Origin of the sequence: Nonomuraea sp. N2-4H, from assembly GCF_045291505.1 — a bacterium.
GTDB lineage: Bacteria > Actinomycetota > Actinomycetes > Streptosporangiales > Streptosporangiaceae > Nonomuraea > Nonomuraea fastidiosa.
On sequence record NZ_CP147987.1, the window covers coordinates 4,746,053 to 4,770,289 of the forward strand.

Here is a 24,237-nt window from a genome sequence, read left to right on the forward strand (position 1 = left end):
GGTGCTAGCCGATCGCGATCTCGAGCTCGTCGGCGTCGAAGCAGGTGCGGTCGCCGGTGTGGCAGGCTCCGCCCACCTGGTCCACCTTGACCAGGACGGTGTCGCCGTCGCAGTCGAGCGCCACCGACTTCACGTGCTGGACGTTGCCCGAGGTGGCGCCCTTGACCCACAGCTCCTGGCGGCTGCGCGACCAGTAGGTGGCCTTGCCGGTGGTGAGCGTCCGGTGCAGGGCCTCGTCGTTCATCCAGGCCAGCATGAGCACCTCGCCGGTGTCGTACTGCTGGGTGATCGCGGGCACCAGGCCGTCGGAGTTGCGCTTCAACCGCGCGGCGATCTTGGGATCGAGGGACATGCTGCCATTCAACCAGGCCGCCCGCGCGCCCCGGCCGTCAGGCGAGCGCCTCGGGCAGGGTGTCGTAGATCGGGAACAGCGGCGCCAGGTTGGTGCGCCTGAGCCGGCGCAGCACCAGGCCGTCGGGGGCGACGAGGGCCATGGTGCGGCCGCGCTCGCGCAGCGAGGCGAGCAGGCGTACCAGCACCCCCAGACCCGTGGTGTCGATGAACGTCAGCCCCGTCAGATCGACCACGAGCCGCGGCTCGTTCGTCGCGACCGCCTCATCCAGACATTTCCGCACTTGGGAGACGTTGTCGACGTCCATCTCCCCCGACAACCTCACCACCACCGAGCCCCCGTGATCGTGTCGCGACATCTCCAGCACATCCACGCCCATGTTCCTCATGACCCCTCCCGTGGGCGGCTCCGCCGAAAACGTACACCCGTCCGCCTCGCATCACGGTGGGTTTTGCTGAGAATGCGGTACGTGATCACATCCGTGCGAGTACCTTCTGACCCGACCTTCGCGTGCTAGGGAGGACAGGATCGTGGTGCACGTCGCGGGCTCCGTCCTGGACCCGGATCTGGGCGACCATGTCTGCCTGCCGTTCGACGGCGAGCGCGAGCGGATGACGGTCACCCGGGTCTTCACCGTGAACGGCCTGCTCCGCCGCGTCAAAGTAGTGATCATGACGCACACCGACACCCCCGAGCGCACGCGCACCTGGCTGGCGCCGCTGGTGCCGGGGTTCGCCGAGGCCGAGTCGGCCGGCCGGATCGAGATCCTGGCCTGCGCCGACACCCACTTCACCGACGGCTTACTCGATCCGGCGCGGCTGCGCACGGGCCTCGCCGCCGCCCGCGACCGCGCCGGAGGACACGGCGTGTACGCGCTGGTCGACGCCTCCTGGGGCCTCGGCGACGCGCCGGGGCACGCGGCGTTCGAGGCGGCCGTCAACGAGCTGTTCGGCGAGGGCTGGCTGGCGGCGGTCTGCCAGTACGACCGCGGCGTCTTCCCCCGCGACGCCCTGGAGGAGGCGGCGGCCGTGCACCCGATCTCCCCCGAGCAGGCGCTGCTGCGCTTCGCCCGCGCCGGGTCCGGGCTGCGGGTGTGGGGCGATGTGGACCTGACCAACCGCCCGGCGTTCGCCTCCCTGCTGCGGCCCCTGGTCAGGCAGCCGGGCGAGGTCGTGATCGACGCGGGCGGGCTCGGCTTCATCGACGCGGGCTCGGCCCAGCTGCTCGCCACCACGGCGATGGCCAGGCCGCGCGGCACGACGACGGTGATCTGCCGCGCCCCCATGGCGCGGGTGCTGCGGCTGATCGGCGCGGACCAGCATCTCGCCGTACGGCGGGCCGACGATGACTAGCCAGGCGCTCCGCACCAGCTTCGCCCGCGGCCGCATCACGCTCCTGCGCAGGACCGTCACCGAGCACGCCAGGCGGCACGGGCTGACCGGCGGCCGCCTCGAGGACTTCGTGCTGGCGGTCAACGAGGTCGCCACGAACGCCGTGCTGCACGGCGGCGGCCACGGCCGGCTGCGGATGTGGTCGCACGGCGGCCGCCTGTGGTGCGAGGTCAGCGACGAGGGGCCGGGGCTGCCCGCCGGGTGGATGGGCGACGGCCGGCCGCCGGAGCGGCTCGACCACCGCGGGCGCGGGCTGTGGCTGACCGGCATGCTGTGCGACCAGGTCATGATCGTCTCAGGGCCGGCGGGGACGACCGTGACGTTCGCCGCCCTCTGCGACTGAAGCCCGCCAGGCCCGCGAACCCCGCCCGTAGCGACGCGCGGCGGGCGGGCGCGCTCCCGAGGCGACGCGGCTCGGCCTGCGAGCGCATCTACGAGTTGCGGGTCGTCTCCGAGCGCGCCGCCGACACCCAGGAGGCGTGCAGGTCGGCGTACACGCCGGGCTCCTGCACGAGCTGGGCGTGCGGCCCGCGCTGCACCAGCCGGCCCGCGTCGAAGACCAGCACCTCGTCGGCGTTCTCGGCGGTGGACAGCCGGTGTGCGATGGAGACGGCGGTGCGGCCCCGGGTGACGCCTTCGAGCGCGCGGGCCAGGCGCACCTCGGTGGCCGGGTCGACGGCGGAGGTGGCCTCGTCGAGCAGCAGCAGGTCGGGGTCGGCGAGGTAGGCGCGGGCCAGCGCGACGAGCTGCCGTTCGCCCGCCGACAGCGACTCGCCGCGCTGCCCGACCGGGGTGTCGAGGCCCGCGGGCAGGCCCTCCAGCCAGTCGGCCAGGCCCAGCTCGGTCAGCGCCAGCTCGATCTCCTCCCTGGTGGCCGACGGCTTGCCGTAGCGGATGTTCTCCTCCAGCGTGCCGTCGAACAGGAAGCCGTCCTGCGGCACCATGACGATGCGCTCGCGCAGCGAGGAGAAGCGCACGTCGCGCAGGTCGTGGCCGTCCACGGTGACCCGGCCCGAGGCGGGGTCCATGAGCCTGGTGAGCAGCTTGGCGAACGTGGTCTTGCCCGAGCCGGTCTCGCCGACGATGGCGACGCGCGAGCGCGGCGGGATGGACACGGTGACCTCGCGCAGCACGGGCGCGCCGCCGGGATAGGCGAAGTGCACGTTCTCGAAGGCCACCTCGATGGGGCCGCGCGGCAGCGTCACGCCGCGCTCGCCGGGGTCGGCGACGTCGGGCGGGGTGTCGAGCACACCGAGGATGCGCCGCCAGCCCGCGACGGCGTTCTGCGCCTCGTTCAGCACCTCGGTGGCGGTCTGCAGCGGCGAGATGAACAGCGTCACGAGGAACAGGAACGCCACCAGCTCGCCCTGCGAGATGCCGCCCGACAGGCCGAGCCGCACGCCGAGCAGCACGATGCCGGCGATGGCGATCGCGGCCACGATCTCGGTCAGCGGGAAGACGAACCCGACGATGGTCTGCGCCCGCACCTGGGCCCTCTTGTTGGCGTCCACGGCCCTGTCGATGCGTTCCGCGGTGCGCCGCTCGGAGGCGTAGGCCCTGATGACGGCGGCGCCGACCACCGACTCGCTGACCGCGGCCAGCATGTCGCCGGTGCGCTCGCGCACGGTGGTGTACGCCCGCGACAGCAGCCGCTGGAAGCGCGGCAGGGCGATCATCAGCGGGATGAAGCAGGCCCACACCAGCAGCGTGAGCTGCCAGGAGTAGACGAACATCAGCACGGTGGCCACGAAGAGCTGGCCGAGCGAGACGATGATCATCAGCCCGCCCCACTGCATGAACGTGCTGATCTGGTCGATGTCGTTGGTGACGCGGGAGACCAGGGCGCCGCGGCGCTCGGAGTTCTGGGTGAGCACCGACAGGTCGTGCACGTGGCGGAAGCCGCGTACGCGCAGGGTGGCCAGCGAGGACTCGGTCGCCTTGTAGAGGCGGACGTTCATGACGTACCCGGCCAGGGCCGTCACCACCACGGCGACGGCGCAGATCACCACGGCCCGCGTGATGTACGGGATGTCGGGCGTGCCGGTCTTGAGGCCGGTGTCGATGACCTGCTGCACCGCGATCGGCACGATGACCTTGCCGATGGTGGCGACGACGGCCAGAGCCAGCGTGCCGAGCAGGCCGGTGCGGAACTCGGGCGTCAGCGACAGGCCCTGCCGGATAGTGGCCAGCGCGGAGCGCTCGGCGTTGCCGTGGATGCTCTGCGCGGTCATGCGCTGACCCCCTCTTCCTCGATGTCGATGTCGGACAGCTCGATCGCGGCCCGCTCGGCCTCTTCGCGCTCGTAGGCGGTCACCAGGTTGCGGTAACCCTCGCAGCGCCCGATCAGCTCCTCGTGCGTGCCCCGGTCCACCACGCGGCCGTGGTCGAGATAGACGACCTCGTCGGCCAGGGAGATGGTGGCCATCCGGTAGGCGACGACCACGACGGTGGACGCCTCGGCGGCGTCGCGCAGGCCGTGCAGGATCTTGGCCTCGACCTGCGGGTCCACGCTGGAGGTCGCGTCGTCGAGTATGAGCAGGCGGGGGCGGCGCACGACGGCGCGGGCCAGGGCCAGGCGCTGGCGCTGGCCGCCGGAGAGCGAGGCGCCGCGCTCGCCGACGCGAGTGTCCAGGCCGTCGGGCAGGCGGCCGACGAAGCCGTCGGCCTGGGCCAGGCGCAGGGCGGCCCGCACGTCCTCGTCGGTGACCTCGCCGCCGAGCGCGACGTTGCCGCGTACGGAGTCGTCGAACAGGAACGTCTGCTGCGGCACCAGCGCCACCGATGCGGCCACTCCGCCGTAGGGCAGGTCGCGCAGGTCCACGCCGTCCAGCAGCACCTGACCCGAGTCGGGGTCCACCAGGCGCACCAGGAGCTGCACGAGCGTGGACTTGCCCGAGCCGGTGGGGCCGACGATGGCGACCGTGCGCCCGGCCGGCACGTCGAAGGTGACGTCGTGCAGCACCTTCGACTCGCCGTAGGCGTAGGAGACGCCTCTGACGTTCAGCTCGGCGGGGCCGGCCGAGGTGCCGGGGGTGGCGGTGCCGTACTCCATGGAGCCGGTGGCGTCGAGCACGGCCTGCACCCGCTGCCAGCCGACGACGCTGCGCGGCAGCTCGGCGAGCACCCAGCCGAGCGCCCTGATCGGGAAGGCGAGCAGCGTGAACAGGTACGCCACCTGCACCAGGTCGCCGGGGTCGATCGCGCCGGCGGACAGCCGGGCCGCGCCGACGCCCAGCACGGCGAGCACGCCGAGCGTGGGCAGCGCCTCCAGCATGGGGTCGAACAGGCCGCGCACCCGGCCGACGGCGATGTTGGCGTCGCGCAGCTCCTGGGCGCGCCGCCGGAACCGCTCGGTCTCCAGCTCCTCCCTGCCGAGCGTCTTGACGACGAGCGCGCCGTCGAAGCTCTCGTGGGCGATCTCGCTGACCTCGGCGCGCAGCTGCTGCGCGCGGGTGGCCAGCGGGCTCAGCTTGCGCTGGTAGACGAGGTTGAGCACGGCGATGGCCGGGAAGATGAGGAAGCCCACGAGCGCCAGCGCGAGGTCGGTGAGCACCATCGCGACCGCCGCGGTGATCAGCATGACGATCACGCCGACGGCCATCGGCAGCGGCGCGAGCGGCGCCCAGGCGGCCTCGGCGTCGGAGCTGGCGTTCGACAGCAGCTGCCCGGTCGGGTGCCGGTGGTGCCAGGCCAGCGGCAGCCGCAGGTACTGCTTGGTGACGTCGCGCCGGGAGCGCGCCTGCATGCGGTACTGCAGGAGACCGGCCAGGATGCGCCGCCCCGCGACGCCGATCGCCTTGAGCAGCGCGGCGCCGACGATGAGCGACACGCCGGTCCAGAGCGCTCCCGCGGTGACGTCGCCGTCGCGGAACGCGGCCAGTACAACGTTCTGTGTCGCCCATCCGAGGGCGGAGGCCGAGGCGACGGTCATGCCGCCGTACACGGCGCTGGCCAGCACCGCGAGCGTGAAGACCGTCTTCTCCGTGCGAATGGCCACCCCAAGGACGCGGAGCCCTTGACGCATCACGGCCGAGGTGACCTTGCTCGCCACTCGGTACGTTTCCTTCCAGGTCTGATGTTTGTACGTATGTCCCTATCACGCCCGATCACACGGTTATTCCCAGCGGTAGGCTGATCCACGTGACTCACGCTCGTGGCGAACGCGCTGCGCTCTGCACCCTGCTCGACCGGCTCGGCCCGGACGCGCCGACCCTGTGCGCGGGCTGGAGCACCTATGACCTGGCCGCGCACCTCGTCGTGCGCGAGCGCAGGCCCGACGCCATGCCGGGCATCGGGCTCAAGCCGCTGGCCGGTTACACCGCCAAGGTCCAGCAGCGGATGAAGGAGGCCCACCCCTACCCCGAGCTGGTCGGCCTCGTCCGCCGGCCGGGCGGCGTCTACGGCCTGGTGCCCGCGCTCGACTCGGCCGTCAACACGCTGGAGATGTTCGTCCACCACGAGGACGTGCGCCGCGCCCAGCCGTCGTGGGAGCCCCGCGAGCTGGACCCCGAGTTCGAGCGGCTCATCTGGAAGCGGGTGTCCGCAGGGGCCCGGCTGATGCTGCGCAAGGCGCCCGTCGGCGTGGTGCTGCACCGGCTCGGCGGCGGCGTGGTGCTCGGCGGCCCCAAGGGACGCTCGCGCGTGGAGGTCACCGGCAGAGCGGCCGAGCTGCTGATGTTCTGCTTCGGGCGGCAGCGACACGCCCGGGTCGAGCTGACCGGGGACCCGGCGGCCGTGGAGGCGCTGCGCGAGGCTCCTCTCGGGGTCTGACCTGCCCCCGTGGGGGCGGCTCGGTGTGCGGAATGCCCGGAAAACCCGGCGGGGCAGGCGCTCGCGTTCCGGACACTGCACTTACCATGGCAAAGGAAAGAAGCCCCCCGGTTAGGATCTTGTACATCTATAGAGATGCCTAAGGATCGCCCAGACTCGGGTATATACGGCTGGGAACGGACTGCAGGAGGCCCCCCATGCAGGTCAAGAAGGTGATCACCTACGTGGCTATCGCGTTCGTGGTCTTCTACCTGTTCACCCGGCCGGCCCAGGCCGCCGCCGCGGTCAACGGTGTGTTCGACGGAATCATCCATGGAGCCAACCAATTGGCGGTGTTCTTCTCGAGCATCCTGACCTGACCTTGGGTTCTGTCTGCGTGCGGTGCTTCCGCGCACCGCCGGTTCGTGTTACGCAGGCAGGGTGACAGATCGCCCCACCGGCACCAGACCGCATCAGCTCGGCGCCGCCGCCCGGCGCACCCTCGAGCGAGCCGAGCTCGAGGGCATCGAGCTCATCCGTTTCCTGTACGCCGACCACGGAGGCGTGATCCGCGGCAAGGCGGCGGCCAGGTCCCGGCTGGCCGAGCGGCTCAGCTCGGGCATCGGGCACACGGTGGCCATGATGGCGATGAACATGCTCGACCAGTTGCAGGAGGTCGAGCACATGGGGCCGGTGGGCGAGGTGCGCATCGTGCCCGACGCCGCCACGTACGTGCCGCTGCCGTACGCTCCGGGCGCCGCCGCGATGCTGTCGGACCTGTGCCTGCCCGACGGCAGCCCGTGGGAGGCGTGCCCGCGCACGTTCCTGAAGGACGCGATCGCCGAGCTGCGTGATGAGGGCTACGCGCTGGAGGCGGCGTTCGAGCCGGAGTTCACGCTCGGCCGGCGGCTGCCCGACCCGTCGGGCGGGCCCGACCGGCTGGTGCCCATCGACGACGCCCTCTGCTACGCCGCCATCGGCTTCGACATCGCCCACGACTACACGATGGCGCTGGTGCGCGCGCTGGAGACGCAGGGGCTGCGCGTCGAGCACTACCATCCCGAGCTCGGCCACGGCCAGCAGGAGCTGTCGATCCGCCACGCGCCCGCGCTGCGCGCCGCCGACAACCACGTGCTCTACCGCGAGACCGTGCGCGGCGTCGCCCTGCGCATGCAGATGTGGGCCTCGCTGGCCCCCAAACCGCTGGCCGACCAGGCGGGCAACGGCGCCCACCTGCACCTGTCGCTGTGGAACGACGGCCGCAACGTCTTCGCCACCGGCAACGAGGTGCGCGACGCCTTCATCGGCGGCCTGCTCGCCCACCTGCCCGCGCTCACGGCGCTGACCTGCGGCAGCGTCAACAGCTTCCGCCGCCTGGCGCCCCGCATGTGGTCCAGCGCGTACGCCGTCTACGGCCCCGACAACCGCGAGGCCGCCGTCCGCGTCTGCTCACCGCTGGGCGAGACCGGCGAGCCGAACCTGGAGCTGAAGCCGTCGGACTCCTCCGCCAACCCCTACCTGTCGCTCGGCGCGGTCATCCACGCCGGCCTCGACGGCATCAGGCGCAAGCTCGACCCGGGCGAGCCGGTGGACGTCGATCCCGACACCCGGCCCGGCCGCTATCCCCGCCTGCCGTCCTCGCTGGATGAGGCGCTGGACGCGCTGGAGGCCGACGAGGTGCTCATGGAGGCGCTCGGACCGCTGCGGCGCAGCGCGTATCTGGCCGTCAAGCGGTCCGAGGCCGCGGCGTTCGCGGGCGAGGACGCCTCCTTCGAGCTCTTCCACCACATGCGGGTGTTCTGAGCCCCCGCTCAGCGGACCGGGTGGCCGGAGTTCCTGAGCGTCTCCTTGACCTCGGAGATCTTCAGCGTGCCGAAGTGGAACACGCTCGCCGCCAGCACGGCGTCGGCGCCCGCCGCCACCGCCGGAGGGAAGTGCTCCAGCCGGCCGGCGCCGCCGCTGGCGATCACCGGCACCCGCACGGCCGCCCTGACCGCGCGCAGCATCTCCAGGTCGTAGCCGTCGAGCGTGCCGTCGCCGTCCATCGAGTTGAGCAGGATCTCGCCGACGCCGAGCTCCTCGCCGCGGGCGGCCCACTCGACGGCGTCGATGCCGGTGCCGCGCCGCCCGCCGTGCGTGGTCACCTCGAACCCGCTGGCCGTGCCCGGCGCCCGCCGGGCGTCCACCGACAGCACGACGCACTGCGCGCCGAACCGCCTGGACGCCTCGGTGAGCAGCTCGGGCCTGGCGATGGCGGCGGTGTTGAGCGACACCTTGTCGGCCCCCGCCCGCAGCAGCCGGTCGACGTCGTCGACCGAACGCACCCCGCCGCCCACGGTGAGCGGGATGAAGACCTGCTCGGCGGTCCTGCGTACGACGTCGAGCATGGTCTCGCGCTCGCCTGAGGAGGCGGTGATGTCGAGGAAGGTCAGCTCGTCGGCGCCCTCCTCGTCGTAGCGCCTGGCCAGCTCGACGGGGTCGCCCGCGTCGCGCAGGTTCTCGAAGTTGACGCCCTTGACCACGCGGCCGCCGTCAACGTCGAGACAGGGGATGACTCTTACCGCCACGCTCATGTTCGCAGTGCCTCGATCTCGATCTCTACCAGCATTCTCGGGTCGACCAGCCCGGCCACCCGCACCCCTGTGCAGGCGGGACGCACCTTCGAGAAGACCTCGTGGATAGCCTTGCCCACGGGGTCGAAGTGGCGCTGCTCGACCACGTAGTAGCGGACCATGACGACGTCCTCACGCGTCAGGCCGCCCATCAGGACGGCTTCGAGCGCGATCTCGATCGCGGTCAGGGCCTGCTTGTACGGGTCGCCGACGTGGCGTACCTCTCCGTCGACCGTGGCCGTGCAGCCGGACACGATCACCCGGCCGCCCGCGACCACCGCGCGGGCGTAACCGTACTTCTCCTCCCAGATGCCGCCTGAGAACACTCGGTAACCGGTGCTCTCCATGCCGATGCTCCCGATACTCATCTCGCCCCCTCCTGGCACGGTCACACGCGTACCGCTGCCAGCGCATCTTCCAGGGTGAACGCGCGAGCGTACAGGGCCCTGCCCACGATGACCCCCTCCAGGCCGTCGGGGACCAGGGAGGCGAGGGCGACCAGGTCGTCGATGCTGGAGACGCCGCCGCTGGCCACCACGGGCTTGTCGGTACGGGCCAGGATGCGCCGGTAGAGGTCGAGGTTGGGGCCCTGGAGCATGCCGTCCTTGGTGACGTCGGTGACGACGTAGCGGGGGCAGCCGTCGGCTTCGAGCCGGTCGAGCACCTCCCACAGGTCGCCGGCGTCCTCGGTCCAGCCGCGCGCGGCCAGTGTGGTGCCGCGCACGTCGAGGCCCACCGCGATGCGGTCGCCGTACTCGGCGATGATCTTGCTGCACCAGGCGGGGTTCTCCAGCGCGGCGGTGCCGATGTTGACCCGGCGGCAGCCGGTGGCCAGCGCCTGGGCCAGGGAGTCGTCGTCGCGGATGCCGCCCGACAGCTCCACGTTGACGTCGAGCCTGCCGATCATCTCGGCGATCAGCTCGCGATTGCTCCCCCGGCCGAAGGCGGCGTCGAGATCGACCAGGTGGATCCACTCCGCGCCCGCCTCCTGCCAGGCCAGCGCGGCGGCCAGCGGCTCGCCGTAGCCGGTCTCGGTGCCGGCCTCGCCCTGCACCAGGCGTACGGCCTGGCCGTCGACGATGTCGACGGCGGGCAGCAATGTGAGTGACATCAGGTCCTCCGGTCGAAAGCGAGCGTCACGACGACGGGCACGAACAGCACCGACAGCACCAGGACGGCGAAGCTGGCCAGGAGCGATCCCCACACCAGCCACGCGATCACCTGGACGAGCAGGAAGCCGAGCGCCACCACGGCGTTCTGGGCGCGATGGCGGCGGGCCAGCAGCCCGCCCTGGCGGCGGATGCGCACCGGGCGCGGCGTCAGCCGGGCGATGAGGGCGCGACGCCTGGCCCTGCGGGCCTGCCGCTCCTCGTTGGCCCGGATCGCGCGCGCCCGCTCGGCCTCCCGCTCCGCCCTGCGGCGCGCACGCTCCTTGCTCACGGCAGCGCCTTGACCCAGTTTCGCAGCAGGGCCGCGCCGGCGTCGCCGGACTTCTCCGGGTGGAACTGGGTGCCCATGAGCGGGCCGTTCTCCACGGCGGCCACGAACGGCACGCCGTGCTCGGCCCAGGTGACGAGCGGCTCGGAGAAGCCGTCGCCGGTGCGCAGCACCCAGTCGCGCACGCCGTAGGAGTGGACGAAGTAGAAGCGGGTGTCGGCGTCGAGCCCGTCGAACAGCACGCTGCCCGCGGGCGCCTTGACGGTGTTCCACCCCATGTGCGGCAGCACGGGCGCGTCGAGCTGCTCGACCGTGCCCGGCCACTCGCCGCAGCCCTCGGTCTCGACGCCGTGCTCGACGCCGCGCGCGAACAGGATCTGCATGCCGACGCAGATGCCGAGCACGGGCCTGCCGCCGGACAGGCGGCGGCCGATGATCTGCTCGCCGCGCACCGCCTTCAGGCCCTCCATGCAGGCGGCGAACGCGCCCACGCCCGGCACCACCAGGCCGTCGCACTCCTGGGCCGTCTGGAAGTCGGACGTCACCGTCACCTCGGCGCCCGCCCTGGTCAGCGCGCGCTCGGCCGAGCGCAGGTTGCCCGAGCCGTAGTCGAGCACCACGACGTTCTTCTTCACCACCACAACACTCCCGCCGTAATCGCCATCACCGCGCCGACCGCGCACATCGCCGCGCCCGCCTTCAGCCCCTGCTTGGCCAGGGAGTACACGCCGCCGCCGAGGAACAGCCCGATGAACACCAGCACCGCGGCGAGCAGGTTGTCGGTCACAGCACGCCCTTGGTGCTCGGCACCCCGCTCGCGCGCGGGTCGAGCTCGGACGCCTCGCGCAGCGCCCGCGCCAGCGCCTTGAACTGCGCCTCGACGATGTGGTGCGCGTTGCGGCCGTAAGGCACATGAACGTGCAGGCAGATGGCCGCCTGCGCGACGAACGACTCCAGGATGTGGCGGGTCATCGTCGTGTCGTAGTCGGGGCCGATCATCGGCGCCATGCCCTCGGGCTCGGTGTGCACGAGGTAGGGGCGGCCCGACAGGTCGACGGTGACCTGGGCGAGCGACTCGTCCAGCGGGCACGACGCGCTGCCGAACCGCCTGATGCCGGACTTGTCGCCCAACGCCTCGCGGAACGCGGCGCCCAGCGCCAGCGCGGTGTCCTCGATCGTGTGGTGGGAGTCGATGTGCAGGTCGCCCTCGGTCTTGACCGTCAGGTCGAACAGCCCGTGCTTGCCGAGCTGGGCCAGCATGTGGTCGTAGAAGCCGACCCCCGTGGACACCTCCACCCGGCCGGTGCCGTCGAGGCCGACCTCCACCAGGACCGAGGTCTCCTTCGTGACACGCTCGACGCGACCTACGCGGCTCACATTGCTCCTTCCAGGGCGGCGCGGAAGGCCGCCATCTCCTCGCCCGTGCCGATCGTCACCCGAAGCCACTCCGGCGGGCCCACCTCGCGGATGAGCACTCCGCGCTCCAGCAGCCCCTCCCACACCTTGCGCCGGTCGGGGAAGCGCCCGAACAGCACGAAGTTGGCGTCGGAGTCGGCGACCTCCAGCCCCTTGCCGCGCAGCCAGTCAACGGTGGCGTCGCGCTCGCGGCGCAGCGCGTCGACCGTGCCGAGCAGCTCGTCGCGGTGGCGCAGCGCCACCCGCGCCGCCGCCTGCGTCAGCGTGGACAGGTGGTACGGCAGCCGCACCAGCAGCAGCGCCTCGACCACCGCCGGGTGCGCCGCGAGGTAGCCGAGGCGGGTGCCGGCCATCGCGAACGCCTTCGACATCGTCCTGGTGACGATGAGCCTCGGGTGGTCGGGCAGCAGGGTCAGCGCCGACGGCGTGCCCTCGCGGGCGAACTCGGCGTACGCCTCGTCGACCACCACCATGCCCGGGGCCGCCGCCAGCACCGCCTTGATCGTCTCCAGCGGCTGGGCGGTGCCCGTGGGGTTGTTGGGCGAGGTCAGGAAGACCACGTCGGGGCGGTGCTCCTCGATCGCGGCGACCGCCTTGTCCGGGTCGAGCGAGAAGTCGCCCTCACGGGAGGCACTGATCCACTCGGTGCTGGTGCCGCCCGTGATGATCGGGTGCATGGAGTAGGAGGGCTCGAACCCGATGGCGGTGCGGCCGGGGCCGCCGAACGCCTGCAGGATCTGCTGGAGCACCTCGTTGGAGCCGTTGGCGGCCCACACCTGCGCGGCCGTCAGGCCGTGGCCGAGGTAGCCGGCCAGGTCGGCGCGCAGCTCGGTGGCGTCCCTGTCGGGATAGCGGTTGAGCTCGCCCGCCCGCCGCCCGATCTCCGCCGTCAGGTCGGCGACCAGCTCGGGCGATGGCGGGTAGGGATTTTCGTTGGTGTTGAGACGTACGGGCACGTCGATCTGGGGCGCGCCGTACGGCGTCTTGCCGCGCAGATCGTCACGGATGGGCAGGTCGTCGAGGTTCACGAGGTCTCCGTCGGCACTCGCCAGTCGAATCGGGCGCGGATCGCGGCGCCGTGTGCGGGCAGGTCTTCGGCGTCGGCCAGCACCGACACATGGGCCGCCGCGCCGGCGAGCGCCTCGCGGGTGTAGTCGACGACGTGGATGCCGCGCAGGAACGACTGCACCGACAGGCCGCTGGAGTGGCAGGCGCAGCCGCCGGTCGGCAGCACGTGGTTGGACCCGGCGAGGTAGTCGCCGAGCGAGACCGGCGAGTAGGGGCCGACGAAGATCGCCCCGGCGTTGCGCACCCGCGCCGCCACGGCGGCGGCGTCGGCGGTCTGGATCTCCAGGTGTTCGGCGGCGTAGGCGTCGACCACCTTCAGGCCGTCGTCGATCGAGCTCACCAGCACGATGCCGGACTGGCGGCCGCTCAGCGCCTCGGTGATGCGCTCGGAGTGCTTGGTCGCCGAGATCTGGCCGGGCAGCTCCTTCTCGACCGCGTCGGCCAGCTCGGGGCTGGTGGTGACCAGCACGGAGGCGGCGATCACGTCGTGCTCGGCCTGGCTGATCAGGTCGGCGGCGACGTGGACCGGGTCGGCCGTCTCGTCGGCGAGGATCGCGATCTCGGTGGGGCCCGCCTCGGAGTCGATGCCGATGCGGCCCTTGAGCAGCCGCTTGGCGGCGGCCACGAAGATGTTGCCGGGGCCCGTCACCATGGACACCGGCTCGCATTCCTCGGTGCCGTAGGCGAACATCGCCACCGCCTGCGCGCCGCCGACGCTGTAGACCTCGTCCACGCCGAGCAGCGCGCACGCGGCCAGGATCGTGGGGTGCGGCAGCCCGCCGAACTCCTTCTGCGCCGGGCTGGTGACCGCCAGCGAGCCGACGCCGGCCTCCTGGGCGGGCACGACGTTCATCACGACGCTCGACGGATAGACCGCGCGGCCACCGGGGACGTACAGGCCGACCCGGTCGACCGGCACCCACCGCTCGGTCACCGTGCCGCCGGGCACGACCTGGGTGGTGACGTCGGTGCGCCGCTGGTCGCGGTGGACGAGCCTGGCCCGCCTGATCGACTCCTCAAGGGCGGCGCGCACCCGCGGGTCGAGCGCGGCCAGCGCGTCGCGCAGCGCCTCGGCGGGCACGCGAGTAGAGGCGATCTCAACACCGTCGAACGTGGCGGTCAGCTCCCGTACGGCTGCCGCCCCGCGATGGCGCACGTCCTCACATATCGGCCGCACCTTCTCCAGGGCGGCCTCGACGTCGAGCTCGGCGCGGGGCAGCACGTCGCGCAGGTCCGCAGGCAGGGAACCGCGCATGTCGATACGGGAAATCACCCTCACAGTCTACGGAGTCCGGGCTCCGGTTCAGGTTGCGTCCATCATGCGGACAGCGCGGACGCCCCGCGGCCGGTGCTCGACGGCCGCGGGGGCGGCGCTCGCCGACGCACGCCCCTCGCGGCCGTCGCGGCCCCGGACCGGGCCTGCCGGGGCCGGCGCCGTAGCCGTCACGGGGGTACGGCCACGGCCGGGGAAAGTCACGGGAAACTCCACTGCCCGGGAGACACGGTCTCTAACCCGGATTCTCAAGACAAACTTTGCGGCGCGACAAGGTGACGTTGCGTGATTTTTAGCCACATCTTCCAGCCGTCGCGCGGCGCGACCGGCTCGGCGGGCCTGTGGCGCTCCGGGGCTCCGGGGACTTCGGGACCGCGGGGACTTCGGGGCTCCGGGGACTTCGGAACCGCGGGGCTTGTGGCGAAACGCCGGAAACCGCGCGGCGCGGTACTACGGCGAGACGTGGAGCGGGACGCCGGAGATTATCTGTCCATTATGTCCATCCTTTTACCCTTAGCGGCATGGGACAGTGGCACGGACCCGACGGCATCCTGGTCGAGGCGATCATCCTGGACGATCGCCCGCTCCTGCGCGTCTCCCATCGCGTCAACGGCCGCACCTACCTGCGCGGCTACTGCGCCACCGTCGACGAGCTCAGCGAGCACGGCGTCGACCTCGCCGAGCTCGTCGAACGCGCCGACGACCGGCCGCTTGACCATCTGCAGACCCCTGACCGCCACTGACGAGCAAGCGGACGGGGTACGGCATGCACCATGGTCCGGCTGCCGGTCTACGCCCCGATGCTGGCCCAGCCCGGCACCCTGACCGCCGTCCAGGGCCCCGGCTGGGCCGTGGAGATGAAATGGGACGGCGTGCGCGCCCTCGCCTACATCGAGGACGGCGCCGTACGCCTGATGTCGCGTAACGCCAAGGACATCACCCCCGCCTACCCCGAGCTGCAGCTCATGGCCGGCGCCACCGGCGGCCGCGACGCCGTCATCGACGGGGAGATCGTCGCCTTCGACGAGACCGGGCGGCCCAGCTTCGAAGCCCTGCAGCCCCGCATGCACCAGCGCAACCCGGCCGCCGCTGCCGCGCTGGCCAGGGCCGTGCCGGTGACGTACATGGCCTTCGACATCCTGCATCTCGACGAGACCAGCACCGTCTCGCGGACCTACACCGAACGCCGCGAGATCCTGGAGAGCACGCTCACGCCCGGCTACCGGTGGCAGGTGCCGGTCTGGTTCACCGACCACGCCACCCGCGCCTTCGAGTCCTCCCGGCGGCTCGGGCTCGAAGGGGTCGTGTGCAAGCGGCTCGGCTCGCCGTACCGGCCGGGGCGGCGCAGCAGCGAATGGACCAAGGTCAAGAACGTCAGCACCGCCGAGGTCGTCATCGGGGGGTGGAAACCGGGCAGCGGGCGGCGTGCGAGCACGATCGGGTCGCTGCTGCTCGGCGCGTACGACCAGGGCGGCGGGCTGCGCTTCGTCGGCCACGTCGGCACCGGGTTCACCGACCGGGCGCTGCGCGACCTGCGCGACCGGCTGCTCCCCCTGGAGCAGCCGGAGCCGCCCTTCGACGAGGAGGTGCCGCGCGAGCACGCCCGCGACGCCCATTGGGTACGCCCCGCGCTCGTCGGCGAGGTCCAGTACGCCGAGGTCACCGGCGACGGGCGGCTGCGCCACCCCTCATGGCGGGGGCTGCGGCCCGACCGCGAGCCCGCCGAGGCCCGCACCGACGGGCTCCTCCCCCACCGGGGCGACGCCGCCGCCGGCTGACACGTAACGGCTTATCCCTGACACACCACCCCTGACCACGAATCGTCCCCATATGGTGACTTAGAGTTACCGAGAGGCACATTGAACGGTTCGGGGGACATCGTGCGCAGAACTCTCGTCACCACCATGGCCGGGCTGGCCGGGCTCACCGGCCTGGCCGCCGCCACGCCCGTCCCGCATGCGACCGCCGACCAGCCGCCCGCCGTCTCCACCCAGGCCGCCCATCAGGCCGCGCCCGCCGTCAGGCACGGCGACCGGCAGATCTCCCCCACCGTCGCCGGCCGCCAGGCCCCGTCTCTCGTCACCGACCGCCAGGCCCCGCCCCTCGTCACCGACCGCCGGGCCCTGTCAAGCGCCGCCGGCCGGGAGGCCGCGCCGCCCCCCACCATTAGCACCAGCACCACCACCGGCACCGCCACCCAGGCCGCGGCCTTCCCCTGGGGCGCCGAGGCGTCGCCGCTGATGCGGCCGGGCCGCGCCGTCAAATACTGGACCGCCGCCAAGCAGGCCGAAGCCAGAACCGCCGACCTGCCCCAGAGCCCCGAGCCCAAGAGCCGCATCGGCGCCGCCCGCACCGTCGCGCTGCTCAGCGTCCCCACCGCCAAGCGCCTCACCCCCGGCGGCGACGTCAACGGCTACGCCCGCGTCCCCAGGCCGTACACCGCCGTCCCCTACAGCCGCATCAGCGGCCGCCTCTTCTTCATCAACTCCTCCGGGCAGGGCGACTCCTGCACCGCCTCCGTCGTACGCTCGGCCAGCGGCCTGCTCATCGCCACCGCCGCCCACTGCGTCTACAGCGTCTCCGAAGGCACCACCATCGGCCGCTGGCACCGCGACTTCGCGTTCGTGCCCGCCTACGACGGCCGCGCCACCACCGTGCGCGGGCGCGAGCCGTACGGGCGCTGGGGCGGCCGCCGTGCGTGGAAGCCCGACGGCTACACCGGCCTGCACGGCGGCGACTGGAACTCCAGCTACGACATCGCCCTCATCGAGGTCGGCAAGCGCGACCGCACCCTCCAGGACGCCGTCGGCGCCTTCACCCCCATGCTCAACCAGGGCGGCAGGTACACCATCGCCACCACCGGCTACCCGGGGCTGCTCGGCAGGCAGCCGTACGACGGGCGCGACCAGCTCTGGTGCCTCGGCAGGACCCGTCAGACCGCCGGCGTCGCCCCGGCCGAGACCGTGCTCGCCGCCCACACCACCCACCTGCCCGCCACCGACCGGGCCACCAGGGACGGGCGCATGGCGACGTACAACTGCCACCTCTACAAGGGCCACTCCGGCGGGCCCTGGTTCCTCAAGGACACCGGCGACCTCGTCGGCGTGCTCTCGGCGGGCAAGGAGGACGGCGAGGCCGACGGCAACTCCGTCGCCACCGCGCTCAACCTCGAAGGCTACGGCGCCATCGTCCGGCAGGCCGACCCGAAGGGCGTCTACGACGCCCTGTCCGTCAAGCTGACCGGCCCTGCAACAGCCGTTGAGCGCGGCGAGAACACCACCGTCACCGCCACCGTCACCATGCGCGGCGTCATGGCCGCCGCACGGGTGCCCGTCACGCTCAGCGCGCCGCGCGGCGCCGGGCTGACCGCCGTGCGCGGCGTCGCCTGCAAGCCCACCCGCCGCCACGCCACCTGCGTCATCCCGGTCGTACGTCCCGGCAAGCCCGTCAAGATCACCGCCCGCCTGCACGTCGCCGCCGACGCCCCGCGCCGCCTGCCCGTCACCGCCCGGGTCGTCTCCACCAGCCTCGACCCGGACCAGCGCGACAACACCGGCACCCGGCGCCTGCGCGCCCGCCACTGACCCCGCTCACGCCGGCTCGGCCGCGGGCAGCGGCTCCGGCTCCTTGATCGTGCGCGCGAGCAGCCAGGCGAGCACCGGGAACACGATCAGGCAGGCCAGCGCCGTACGCAGCGACGACGCCTCCGCCACGGCGCCCACCAGCGGGCTCGCCAGGCCGCCCACGCTCACCGCCAGGCCCAGCGTGACCCCGCCGGCCGTGCCCACCCTGTTCGGCAGCATGTCCTGGCCGAGCGTGACGTGCAGGGAGAAGGGGGTGTACAGGGCGATCGAGGAGGCCGCCACGAACACGTACGCCGCCGGGCCGGGCACCAGCACCACGCCCGCCACCGCGGGCACGGCCAGCGCGTACGCCATCCGCATCGTGCGCACCCGCCCGTACCGCGCCGCCAGCCTGCCGCCCAGCACCGTGCCCACGGCGCCGCCCGCGAACAGCACGAACAGCGCCACCGCACCCGCCGCGCCGCCGCCCATCAGCAGCGCCACGAACGCGCTCAGCCCCACGTACACCACCGAACGGAAGACGATCACCAGCGTCAGCCTGGCGAACGCCGCCCAGTCGTCCCTGCCGCGCGCCACCGGCGCGGCCTTCGCCGCCCGCGTGCCGCCCGTCAGCGCCCGCACCGCGGGCAGCGTCGCCAGCGCGCCCGCCACCGCGGGCACCACCAGGAACGGCGACGCCTCCAGGCCGCCCACCGCCAGCAGCGGCGTCACCAGCACCGGCGCGCAGGCGAACCCCAGCGTCCCGCCCAGCGAGAACCAGCTCATCCGCACATGGCCGCCCGCGCTCGCGATCCGCGCCAGCCGCGCCGACTCCGGGTGGTACGCGGCCACGCCCAGGCCCGACAGGGCCACCGCCAGCCACGTCAGCGCGTACGAGCCGGACAGGCCGCCCGCCGCCACCCCCGCCCCGGCCAGCACCGTGCTCACCGGGATCAGCCACGGCATCCGCCACCTGTCCGTCAGCACTCCGAACAGCGGCTGCACGATCGACGACGACAGCGTGGCCGCCAGCACGATGCCGGACGCGGCCACGTACCCGTAACCGCGCTGCGCCACCAAGAACGGCACCAGCGCGGGAACCGCGCCCTGGTAGAAGTCCACCGCCGCGTGACCCGCGGCGAGCGTAGGAATCCTGTTCATGCCTCCGATGGTGATTCGGACGGCCGCTGGCACGCTTCCGATAAAGTGCCAATGTATGTCGAATATCCGCCACATGCCGGAGGCGCCCACCGGACACCGGCCCCTCACCACCGGCGCCGGCATCGACGCCCACCGCCACGACACCCACCAGATCGTGTACGCCTGCCGCGGCGTCCTGTCCGTCACCACCGACGCCGGCACCTGGGTCGCCCCTGCGAACCGCGCCATCTGGGTGCCCGCAGGCACCGTGCACGAGCATCGCGCCCACGGCGACACCGACCTGCGCCTCGTCGGGCTCACCCGCAACCCGCTGCGGCTCGGACGGCCCGCCGTGCTCGCCGTCGGTCCCCTGCTGCGCGAGCTGATCATCGCGTACACCGCCGAATCCGCCGCTTCCGAGCCCGAGCGCGCCCGTCTCCTCGCCGTCCTGCTCGATCAGCTCAAGCGCGCCCCCGAGCAGCCGTTTCACCTGCCCACCCCGCGCGACCCGCGCCTGGCCACCGCGTGCGCCGCCCTGCACCATGACCCCGCCGACCCCGCCACGCTGGCGCAGCTCGCCGCCCGCGCCGGCACCAGCGAACGCACCCTCGCCCGGCTGTTCAGGGCCGAGCTCGGCATGAGCTTCCCGCAGTGGCGCACCCAGCTCCGGCTGCACCACGCGCTCCTGCTGCTGGCCGACGGGCTGCCGGTGACCGCCGTCGCGCATCGCTGCGGGTGGGCGACGGCCAGCGCGTTCATCGACGTGTTCAAGAAGGCCTTCGGGTACACCCCCGGCCGGGCCTTTACATTGTAGATTCGCTACACTGGAGGGTTGTGAGCAAAACGAAGGGCAAGGGCGGCACCCCGGCCACCATGGCGCTGACCAAGGCCGGAGCCGAGTTCACCCTCCACCCCTACGAGCACGACCCCTCCGCGCAGGCCTACGGCGAGGAGGCCGCCGACGCGCTCGGCGTCCCCTACGAGCGGATCTTCAAGACGCTGGTCGTCGAGGTCGAGAGCGGGCTGGCCGTGGCCGTCGTGCCCGTGGCCGGCAAACTCGACCTCAAGGCGCTGGCCGGCGCGCTCGGCGGCAAGCGGGCCGCGATGGCCGACGCCGCCAAGGTCGAACGCGTCACCGGCTACGTCGTCGGCGGCATCAGCCCCCTCGGTCAGCGCAAGCAACTGCCCACCGTGGTCGACTCGTCGGCGCTCGACTTCGAGACCATCTACTTCTCGGCGGGCAAGCGCGGCCTCCAGATCGAAACCGCCCCCGCCAACCTCATCACCCTCACCCGTGCCCTCACCGCCCCCATCGCCAAACCCGCCTGACCACCCGCTTCGGCAGGGCAGGGGTGTCGGCGCTTCCACAAGGCCAGGGTGCGACGGCGCTTCCGTAGAGCGGGGGTGCGTCAGCGCTTCCGCAGGGCCGGTGTGTGTCAGCACTTCTGTAGAGCGGGGGTATGTCAGCGCTTCCGTAGAGCCAGAGTGCATCGGCGCTTTCATAGAACCGGAGTGTGACGGCGCCTTCCGTAGAGCCAGGTGCGCCGACCGAACCGTGGGAGTCTGCCCGCCCTCGACCGGCTCGCCGAGCACACGCCTGAGCGCCCCGGACGAGCCCTCCGAATGCGTGACCGCCCGCCCCGGACGAGCCCCCTCCGAACGCGGGACTACCCGCCCCAGACCGGCCTCCCGGCACCTCAGACCAGCTCCCGGCACCTCGGGTGAGCCTCTTGGCACCTCGGGTGGGCCGCTCTGGCTGAGACCGGCCCGGCACCGCGCCGGGGAGTGACAGGCCGCATTCAACCAAGACGAGCCGCCTGCGACCGGCCACCGCAGGGGCTGGCGATGGTGCCTGGCTAGACGGCTCGAAGCGGTGCCGAGCGGAGCCTCGCAAGGAAGCCTGCGCTCCGCTTGCCGCAGGGCCAGGGCAGGACGCCTGCGACCAGGCTGACGACCTCGCCGTGGTGGCAAGCTGCGCCCCACCCGAAATGCTGCACCGCGCCGACGACTGCGCCGGAGCCGCAAACCATGCCTCGCCCGAGGAGCCCCGAGCCGTGGGACGACAATTGGCCGGAGGCACCCTAGCGACGAGTTTGCGAGAACCCGGCCACCGACCGCGCCAGAGCGGGACCCTACGGCGAGTTCGGCCCTGCCACCCTGCGCCTGGCCTGCCCCGCCACCCTTGCGCACGACCTGCCCCGCCGCTTTGTGCATGGCCTGTCCCGCTCCCTTGCGCGCGATCACCAGCGGACGGCTGGAGGCAGTGCTGAGCGCGCGTGGGCGGGGGCTGGAGGCACGCTCGCAGGCGGGTCTGCGGGCGCGCTGGCCTCTGGCCCGACGGCCCCTCCGAGCCACGCAACCACGACTGGCGAAACGAGCTGCGGCGGGCCCGCTAGGACTGGGGCGGAGCAGCACCCTGTGCGCGGTCTGCCCGCCACGCTGTGCCCGGCCCGGACCCGCCACGCAACACGCGGCCAAATCAGCCGCCCTACGAACGACCCGATCCGCCACCCTGCGCCCAACCCGGACCCGCCACGCAACACGCGGCCAAATCAGCCGCCCTACGAACGACCTGACCCGCGACCCTGCGCCCGGCCGGATCCGCTGCCTTGCGAGCGGTCACCAGCAGAAGGCTGCCGACGCTGCTGAGCAGACGGCTGTGAGCGGTTCTGAGCAGGGCCCTGAGGGCGAGACTGCGCAGGGGGTTGCCTGCGGGGCTGCGCCGCCTGTTGCGGACGCGGTTGGGCGGCCGGCTGCGGACGCGCCTGCGGGCGGGACTGAGCAGGCGGCTGCGGGCGCGCCTGCGCGGGCGGCTTCGGACGCGATTGGACGGGCGCCTGCGGGCGCGATTGAGCCGGCGGCTGCGGGCGGGACCGCGCGGGAGGCTGCGGGCGCGCCTGCGCGGGTGGGGCCGTGCTCGGTTGGGCGGGTGGGGCGGTGTGGGTGGCGGGGTGGTGGCGGCGGAGCGGGGGCCATTCGAGGGTGAACTCCGTGCGCCCACGCCGCGGCGAGGTGATCGCGTCCTGCCCGAGCAGCCACTCGAAGAGCCGCCGGTGCCGCCGCAGGAAGGGATGCATGCGCCGCTTGCGCTCCTCCTCGGCGAGCGCCTTCTCCAGGCCGGGCGTGTGCCCGCCACCGAAGCGGGACATGTCGGGCTTGTGGAAGCGGGTCGGCTCCGTACGCCGCAGAGCCTTCCGCATCGACTCCACCCAGATCGGCCCCGGCAGCGACGCCCCCTGCACCGACCCGTAGTGCCGCCCGCCGATCTCCACGCCCTGCAGCGGATACCGGTACGACCCCCGGATGTCCCCCACGCTGACCGCCGCCGCCAGGTCGGGCGTGTGGCCGGCGAACCAGGCGGAGGTGTAGCCGTTGTTGGTGCCGGTCTTGCCGGCGGCCGGCCGCCCGATGCTCTGCCCCTTCATCGTGCCCTTGTCGAAGACGCCGGTGAGCACGTGGTTGACGGCGTCGGCGACGGGCGCCTCGATGGCCTGCTCGCAGGCGGGCGGGATGTGCGTGCGCCGGCCGTCCCTGCCGGTGATCTCGACGATGGCGAGCGGCCGGCAGTAGCGCCCGCGCGCCGCGAAGGCCGCGAACGAGGCCGCCACGGTCACCGGGTCCATCTCGTTGATGCCGAGCGTGAACGTCGGCACCTCGCGCAGCGGCTGCCCGTCGGCCCTGACGATGCCGAGCTTCTTGGCGGTGCGGACGACGTTGCAGAGCCCGACCTTGCGCTCCAGCATCATGTAGAAGATGTTGACCGACTTCCAGGTGCCGGTCTCGATGCTGTGCGGGCCGCCCTCGCCCTCGCCGCTGGCGTTGTGGATGCGGGTGCCGGGGTCGTTCACGGGGCGTCCCGCGCAGTTGCGGTAGCCCTGGGACGGCGTCAGCGAGCCGGGCGTCTGGAAGCCGTCGCCGAAGCGCCAGCCCTGCTGCAGCGCGGTGGCCAGGGTGAACACCTTGAACGTCGATCCGGCCTGGAAGCCCTGCCCGCCGCCGTGCGCGACGTCGGCGGCGAGGTTGAAGGTGGTCCTGGGGCCGTTCTTGCGGTTGCCGGGGTTGGGGCCGAAGTGCTTGCTCGCGGCCATCGCCCTGATGCGCCCGGTTCCGGGCTCGACCATGGCCTCGGCGGCCACCTCGGTGTCCTTGGGCGAGACGTATCTGCGGATGGCCTGTTCCGCGGCGCGCTGGGCGACGGGGTCGAGGCTGGTCCTGATCGTCATGCCGCCCCTGGCCATGCGGCGGCGCCGCTCGGCGGCGGTGTTGCCGAAGACGGGGTTGGACAGCAGCTCCTGCTGGACGTACACGCAGTAGAAGGGGTAGTCGCTCTGCGCGCAGCCGCCCGGCTCGGGCCGCAGCCGCAGCCCGAGGGGTGAGCTCTTGGCCTGGGCCGCCTGCTGCTGGGTGATCCACTTGAGCCCGGCCATGCGGTCGAGGACGAGGTCGCGCCGCGCCTTGAGCCGTTCGCGGTGCTCGCGTCCGAGCGAGGGGTCGGTCGAGTACGGCATGCGCACCGCCCCCGCCAGCGTGGCCGCCTGGGTGAGCGTGAGCTTGGCCGCGGAGGTGGAGAAGAACCGCCTGGCCGCCGCCTCCACGCCGTGGGCGCCGGCCCCGAAGTAGGCGATGTTGAGGTACCGCTCGAGGATCTCGTCCTTGCGGTACTTGCGTTCCAGCGCGAGCGCCAGCCGCAGCTCGGTGATCTTGCGGGCGAGGTTGGGCGCACGGGCCCGGTCGCGCTCCTCATCGGTGCGGGCGCTCTCCACCAGGATGTTCTTGACGAGCTGCTGGGTGAGGGACGAACCGCCCTGCTTGATGCCGCCTGCCTGGGTGTTGGTGAGCAGCGCCCGCAGCGTGCCCCTGACGTCGAGGCCGCCGTGCTCGTAGAAGCGGGCGTCCTCGATGGCCACGATGGCCTTGCGCATCGCGGGCGCGACGGAGGCCAGCCGTACGACGGTCCTGTTGGCCTCGTAGAACTGCGCGAACGGCCGGCCGTTCCTGTCGAGCAGCCTGGTCACCTGGGAGAGCTGCTCCTCGCGCGGGGCGGGCGGCAGGTCCACGAAGTGGTTCACGGCGTTCTTCGTGGCGATGCCGCCCCCGCCCACCACCGGGACGGCCAGCGCGGCCGTGAGCAGCCCGCCCAGCGCTCCCGCCAGCCCGAGTGCCCCGATGGATCTGAGTACGCTCACGTGAGTTGTGTGCGACGTCCCGATCGGCGGCAAACGCCCGGCTGGCAGCT

25 protein-coding genes are annotated in these 24,237 nt (G+C 72.5%); 10 read left to right on the plus strand and 15 right to left on the minus strand.

What is annotated here, in order from left to right; all coding sequences use genetic code 11:
• Window positions 1-4: 4 nt before the first annotated feature.
• Both hisI and WBK31_RS21855 read right to left on the minus strand, forming a co-directional pair.
• The gene (hisI, locus tag WBK31_RS21850; RefSeq protein WP_378787813.1) at window positions 5-352 is read right to left on the minus strand and encodes a phosphoribosyl-AMP cyclohydrolase; all 348 of its coding nucleotides are present in this window, start codon (window positions 350-352) and stop codon (window positions 5-7) included.
• A gap of 37 nt (window positions 353-389) precedes the next feature.
• The gene (locus tag WBK31_RS21855) at window positions 390-740 is read right to left on the minus strand and encodes an STAS domain-containing protein (RefSeq protein ID WP_364054698.1); all 351 of its coding nucleotides are present in this window, start codon (window positions 738-740) and stop codon (window positions 390-392) included.
• A 142-nt stretch (window positions 741-882) separates the two neighbouring features.
• On the opposite strand from WBK31_RS21855, the gene WBK31_RS21860 reads away from it, so the two are divergent.
• Complete coding sequence (locus WBK31_RS21860; protein WP_364054700.1) at window positions 883-1,704, plus strand: MEDS domain-containing protein; 822 nt, start codon at window positions 883-885, stop codon at window positions 1,702-1,704.
• Window positions 1,697-2,086, plus strand: coding sequence for an ATP-binding protein (locus WBK31_RS21865; protein WP_364054702.1), 390 nt, complete (start codon window positions 1,697-1,699; stop codon window positions 2,084-2,086). Before WBK31_RS21860 ends, WBK31_RS21865 begins: the two co-directional genes overlap by 8 nt.
• Before the next feature lie 88 nt (window positions 2,087-2,174).
• Here WBK31_RS21865 and WBK31_RS21870 read toward each other — a convergent pair whose 3' ends face one another.
• Together WBK31_RS21870 and WBK31_RS21875 are read right to left on the minus strand one after the other, a co-directional pair.
• Window positions 2,175-3,974 carry an ABC transporter ATP-binding protein gene (locus WBK31_RS21870; RefSeq protein ID WP_378787810.1) on the minus strand — a complete coding sequence of 600 codons (1,800 nt, stop codon included), beginning with the start codon at window positions 3,972-3,974 and terminating at the stop codon, window positions 2,175-2,177.
• A complete protein-coding gene (locus tag WBK31_RS21875; RefSeq protein WP_378790215.1) occupies window positions 3,971-5,767 on the minus strand; it encodes an ABC transporter ATP-binding protein in 1,797 nt (598 codons plus the stop codon). Before WBK31_RS21875 ends, WBK31_RS21870 begins: the two co-directional genes overlap by 4 nt.
• 116 nt (window positions 5,768-5,883) lie before the next feature.
• On the opposite strand from WBK31_RS21875, the gene WBK31_RS21880 reads away from it, so the two are divergent.
• From WBK31_RS21880 to WBK31_RS21890, 3 genes are all read left to right on the plus strand, one after another.
• Window positions 5,884-6,513 (plus strand): TIGR03085 family metal-binding protein, encoded by a 630-nt coding sequence (locus WBK31_RS21880; RefSeq protein WP_364054708.1) that lies wholly within the window; start codon window positions 5,884-5,886, stop codon window positions 6,511-6,513.
• A gap of 197 nt (window positions 6,514-6,710) precedes the next feature.
• Window positions 6,711-6,872: a hypothetical protein gene (locus WBK31_RS21885; protein ID WP_364054711.1), complete on the plus strand. Its 162-nt coding sequence runs from the start codon at window positions 6,711-6,713 to the stop codon at window positions 6,870-6,872.
• Window positions 6,873-6,933: 61 nt separating this feature from the next.
• A complete protein-coding gene (locus WBK31_RS21890; protein ID WP_364054714.1) occupies window positions 6,934-8,295 on the plus strand; it encodes a glutamine synthetase family protein in 1,362 nt (453 codons plus the stop codon).
• Between the two features lie 8 nt (window positions 8,296-8,303).
• Here the strand turns inward: WBK31_RS21890 and hisF are convergent, their stop codons facing one another.
• The 9 genes from hisF to hisD are packed head-to-tail and all read right to left on the minus strand — an operon-like array spanning window position 8,304 to window position 14,298.
• Window positions 8,304-9,065, minus strand: a complete 762-nt coding sequence (hisF, locus tag WBK31_RS21895; RefSeq protein ID WP_364054717.1) for an imidazole glycerol phosphate synthase subunit HisF — start codon at window positions 9,063-9,065, stop codon at window positions 8,304-8,306.
• Window positions 9,062-9,472, minus strand: coding sequence for a Rid family hydrolase (locus WBK31_RS21900; protein ID WP_364054720.1), 411 nt, complete (start codon window positions 9,470-9,472; stop codon window positions 9,062-9,064). Before WBK31_RS21900 ends, hisF begins: the two co-directional genes overlap by 4 nt.
• A gap of 20 nt (window positions 9,473-9,492) precedes the next feature.
• Entirely contained in the window at window positions 9,493-10,215 is a 723-nt protein-coding gene (gene priA / locus WBK31_RS21905) for a bifunctional 1-(5-phosphoribosyl)-5-((5-phosphoribosylamino)methylideneamino)imidazole-4-carboxamide isomerase/phosphoribosylanthranilate isomerase PriA (RefSeq protein WP_364054723.1), read from the minus strand.
• The gene (locus WBK31_RS21910; protein ID WP_364054726.1) at window positions 10,215-10,544 is read right to left on the minus strand and encodes a hypothetical protein; all 330 of its coding nucleotides are present in this window, start codon (window positions 10,542-10,544) and stop codon (window positions 10,215-10,217) included. The genes priA and WBK31_RS21910 overlap by 1 nt, the downstream gene beginning before the upstream one ends.
• Window positions 10,541-11,176, minus strand: coding sequence for an imidazole glycerol phosphate synthase subunit HisH (gene hisH / locus WBK31_RS21915; protein WP_364054729.1), 636 nt, complete (start codon window positions 11,174-11,176; stop codon window positions 10,541-10,543). The genes WBK31_RS21910 and hisH overlap by 4 nt, the downstream gene beginning before the upstream one ends.
• Entirely contained in the window at window positions 11,173-11,328 is a 156-nt protein-coding gene (locus WBK31_RS21920; RefSeq protein ID WP_406673057.1) for a hypothetical protein, read from the minus strand. Before WBK31_RS21920 ends, hisH begins: the two co-directional genes overlap by 4 nt.
• Entirely contained in the window at window positions 11,325-11,918 is a 594-nt protein-coding gene (gene hisB / locus WBK31_RS21925; RefSeq protein ID WP_364054736.1) for an imidazoleglycerol-phosphate dehydratase HisB, read from the minus strand. Before hisB ends, WBK31_RS21920 begins: the two co-directional genes overlap by 4 nt.
• Window positions 11,915-12,985, minus strand: coding sequence for a histidinol-phosphate transaminase (locus WBK31_RS21930; protein ID WP_378787802.1), 1,071 nt, complete (start codon window positions 12,983-12,985; stop codon window positions 11,915-11,917). The genes hisB and WBK31_RS21930 overlap by 4 nt, the downstream gene beginning before the upstream one ends.
• Complete coding sequence (hisD, locus tag WBK31_RS21935; RefSeq protein ID WP_364054739.1) at window positions 12,982-14,298, minus strand: histidinol dehydrogenase; 1,317 nt, start codon at window positions 14,296-14,298, stop codon at window positions 12,982-12,984. Before hisD ends, WBK31_RS21930 begins: the two co-directional genes overlap by 4 nt.
• 521 nt (window positions 14,299-14,819) lie before the next feature.
• Here hisD and WBK31_RS21940 point away from each other — a divergent pair.
• The 3 genes from WBK31_RS21940 (at window position 14,820) to WBK31_RS21950 (ending at window position 17,882) form a co-directional block, all read left to right on the plus strand.
• On the plus strand, window positions 14,820-15,041 hold the full coding sequence (locus tag WBK31_RS21940; RefSeq protein ID WP_364054742.1) for a hypothetical protein: 222 nt from the start codon (window positions 14,820-14,822) through the stop codon (window positions 15,039-15,041).
• Between the two features lie 30 nt (window positions 15,042-15,071).
• On the plus strand, window positions 15,072-16,076 hold the full coding sequence (gene ligD, locus WBK31_RS21945; RefSeq protein ID WP_364054745.1) for a non-homologous end-joining DNA ligase: 1,005 nt from the start codon (window positions 15,072-15,074) through the stop codon (window positions 16,074-16,076).
• 102 nt (window positions 16,077-16,178) lie between these two features.
• On the plus strand, window positions 16,179-17,882 hold the full coding sequence (locus WBK31_RS21950) for a trypsin-like peptidase domain-containing protein (protein ID WP_406673058.1): 1,704 nt from the start codon (window positions 16,179-16,181) through the stop codon (window positions 17,880-17,882).
• Window positions 17,883-17,888: 6 nt separating this feature from the next.
• On the opposite strand, the gene WBK31_RS21955 is transcribed toward WBK31_RS21950, so the two are convergent.
• Complete coding sequence (locus tag WBK31_RS21955) at window positions 17,889-19,022, minus strand: MFS transporter (RefSeq protein WP_406673059.1); 1,134 nt, start codon at window positions 19,020-19,022, stop codon at window positions 17,889-17,891.
• A gap of 55 nt (window positions 19,023-19,077) precedes the next feature.
• Here WBK31_RS21955 and WBK31_RS21960 point away from each other — a divergent pair, with 55 nt between their 5' ends.
• Both WBK31_RS21960 and ybaK read left to right on the plus strand, forming a co-directional pair.
• Entirely contained in the window at window positions 19,078-19,815 is a 738-nt protein-coding gene (locus tag WBK31_RS21960) for an AraC family transcriptional regulator (protein ID WP_406673060.1), read from the plus strand.
• 59 nt (window positions 19,816-19,874) lie between these two features.
• Entirely contained in the window at window positions 19,875-20,330 is a 456-nt protein-coding gene (gene ybaK / locus WBK31_RS21965; RefSeq protein WP_406675517.1) for a Cys-tRNA(Pro) deacylase, read from the plus strand.
• A gap of 1,232 nt (window positions 20,331-21,562) precedes the next feature.
• On the opposite strand, the gene WBK31_RS21970 is transcribed toward ybaK, so the two are convergent.
• Window positions 21,563-24,187, minus strand: a complete 2,625-nt coding sequence (locus WBK31_RS21970; protein WP_406673061.1) for a transglycosylase domain-containing protein — start codon at window positions 24,185-24,187, stop codon at window positions 21,563-21,565.
• Between the last annotated feature and the right edge of the window lie 50 nt (window positions 24,188-24,237).

What these genes read in the sequence shown, in the direction of transcription:
- hisF (WP_364054717.1), bottom strand. Translation starts at nt 9,065, where the DNA reads ATGAGCGTGGCGGTAAGAGTCATCCCCTGTCTCGACGTTGACGGCGGC.
- WBK31_RS21885 (WP_364054711.1), top strand. Translation starts at nt 6,711, where the DNA reads ATGCAGGTCAAGAAGGTGATCACCTACGTGGCTATCGCGTTCGTGGTC.
- WBK31_RS21865 (WP_364054702.1), top strand. Translation starts at nt 1,697, where the DNA reads ATGACTAGCCAGGCGCTCCGCACCAGCTTCGCCCGCGGCCGCATCACG.
- WBK31_RS21955 (WP_406673059.1), bottom strand. Translation starts at nt 19,022, where the DNA reads ATGAACAGGATTCCTACGCTCGCCGCGGGTCACGCGGCGGTGGACTTC.
- hisI (WP_378787813.1), bottom strand. Translation starts at nt 352, where the DNA reads ATGTCCCTCGATCCCAAGATCGCCGCGCGGTTGAAGCGCAACTCCGAC.
- WBK31_RS21875 (WP_378790215.1), bottom strand. Translation starts at nt 5,767, where the DNA reads ATGCGTCAAGGGCTCCGCGTCCTTGGGGTGGCCATTCGCACGGAGAAG.
- WBK31_RS21940 (WP_364054742.1), top strand. Translation starts at nt 14,820, where the DNA reads ATGGGACAGTGGCACGGACCCGACGGCATCCTGGTCGAGGCGATCATC.
- priA (WP_364054723.1), bottom strand. Translation starts at nt 10,215, where the DNA reads ATGTCACTCACATTGCTGCCCGCCGTCGACATCGTCGACGGCCAGGCC.
- WBK31_RS21900 (WP_364054720.1), bottom strand. Translation starts at nt 9,472, where the DNA reads ATGAGTATCGGGAGCATCGGCATGGAGAGCACCGGTTACCGAGTGTTC.
- ligD (WP_364054745.1), top strand. Translation starts at nt 15,072, where the DNA reads ATGGTCCGGCTGCCGGTCTACGCCCCGATGCTGGCCCAGCCCGGCACC.
- ybaK (WP_406675517.1), top strand. Translation starts at nt 19,875, where the DNA reads ATGGCGCTGACCAAGGCCGGAGCCGAGTTCACCCTCCACCCCTACGAG.
- WBK31_RS21960 (WP_406673060.1), top strand. Translation starts at nt 19,078, where the DNA reads ATGTCGAATATCCGCCACATGCCGGAGGCGCCCACCGGACACCGGCCC.
- WBK31_RS21855 (WP_364054698.1), bottom strand. Translation starts at nt 740, where the DNA reads ATGAGGAACATGGGCGTGGATGTGCTGGAGATGTCGCGACACGATCAC.
- WBK31_RS21870 (WP_378787810.1), bottom strand. Translation starts at nt 3,974, where the DNA reads ATGACCGCGCAGAGCATCCACGGCAACGCCGAGCGCTCCGCGCTGGCC.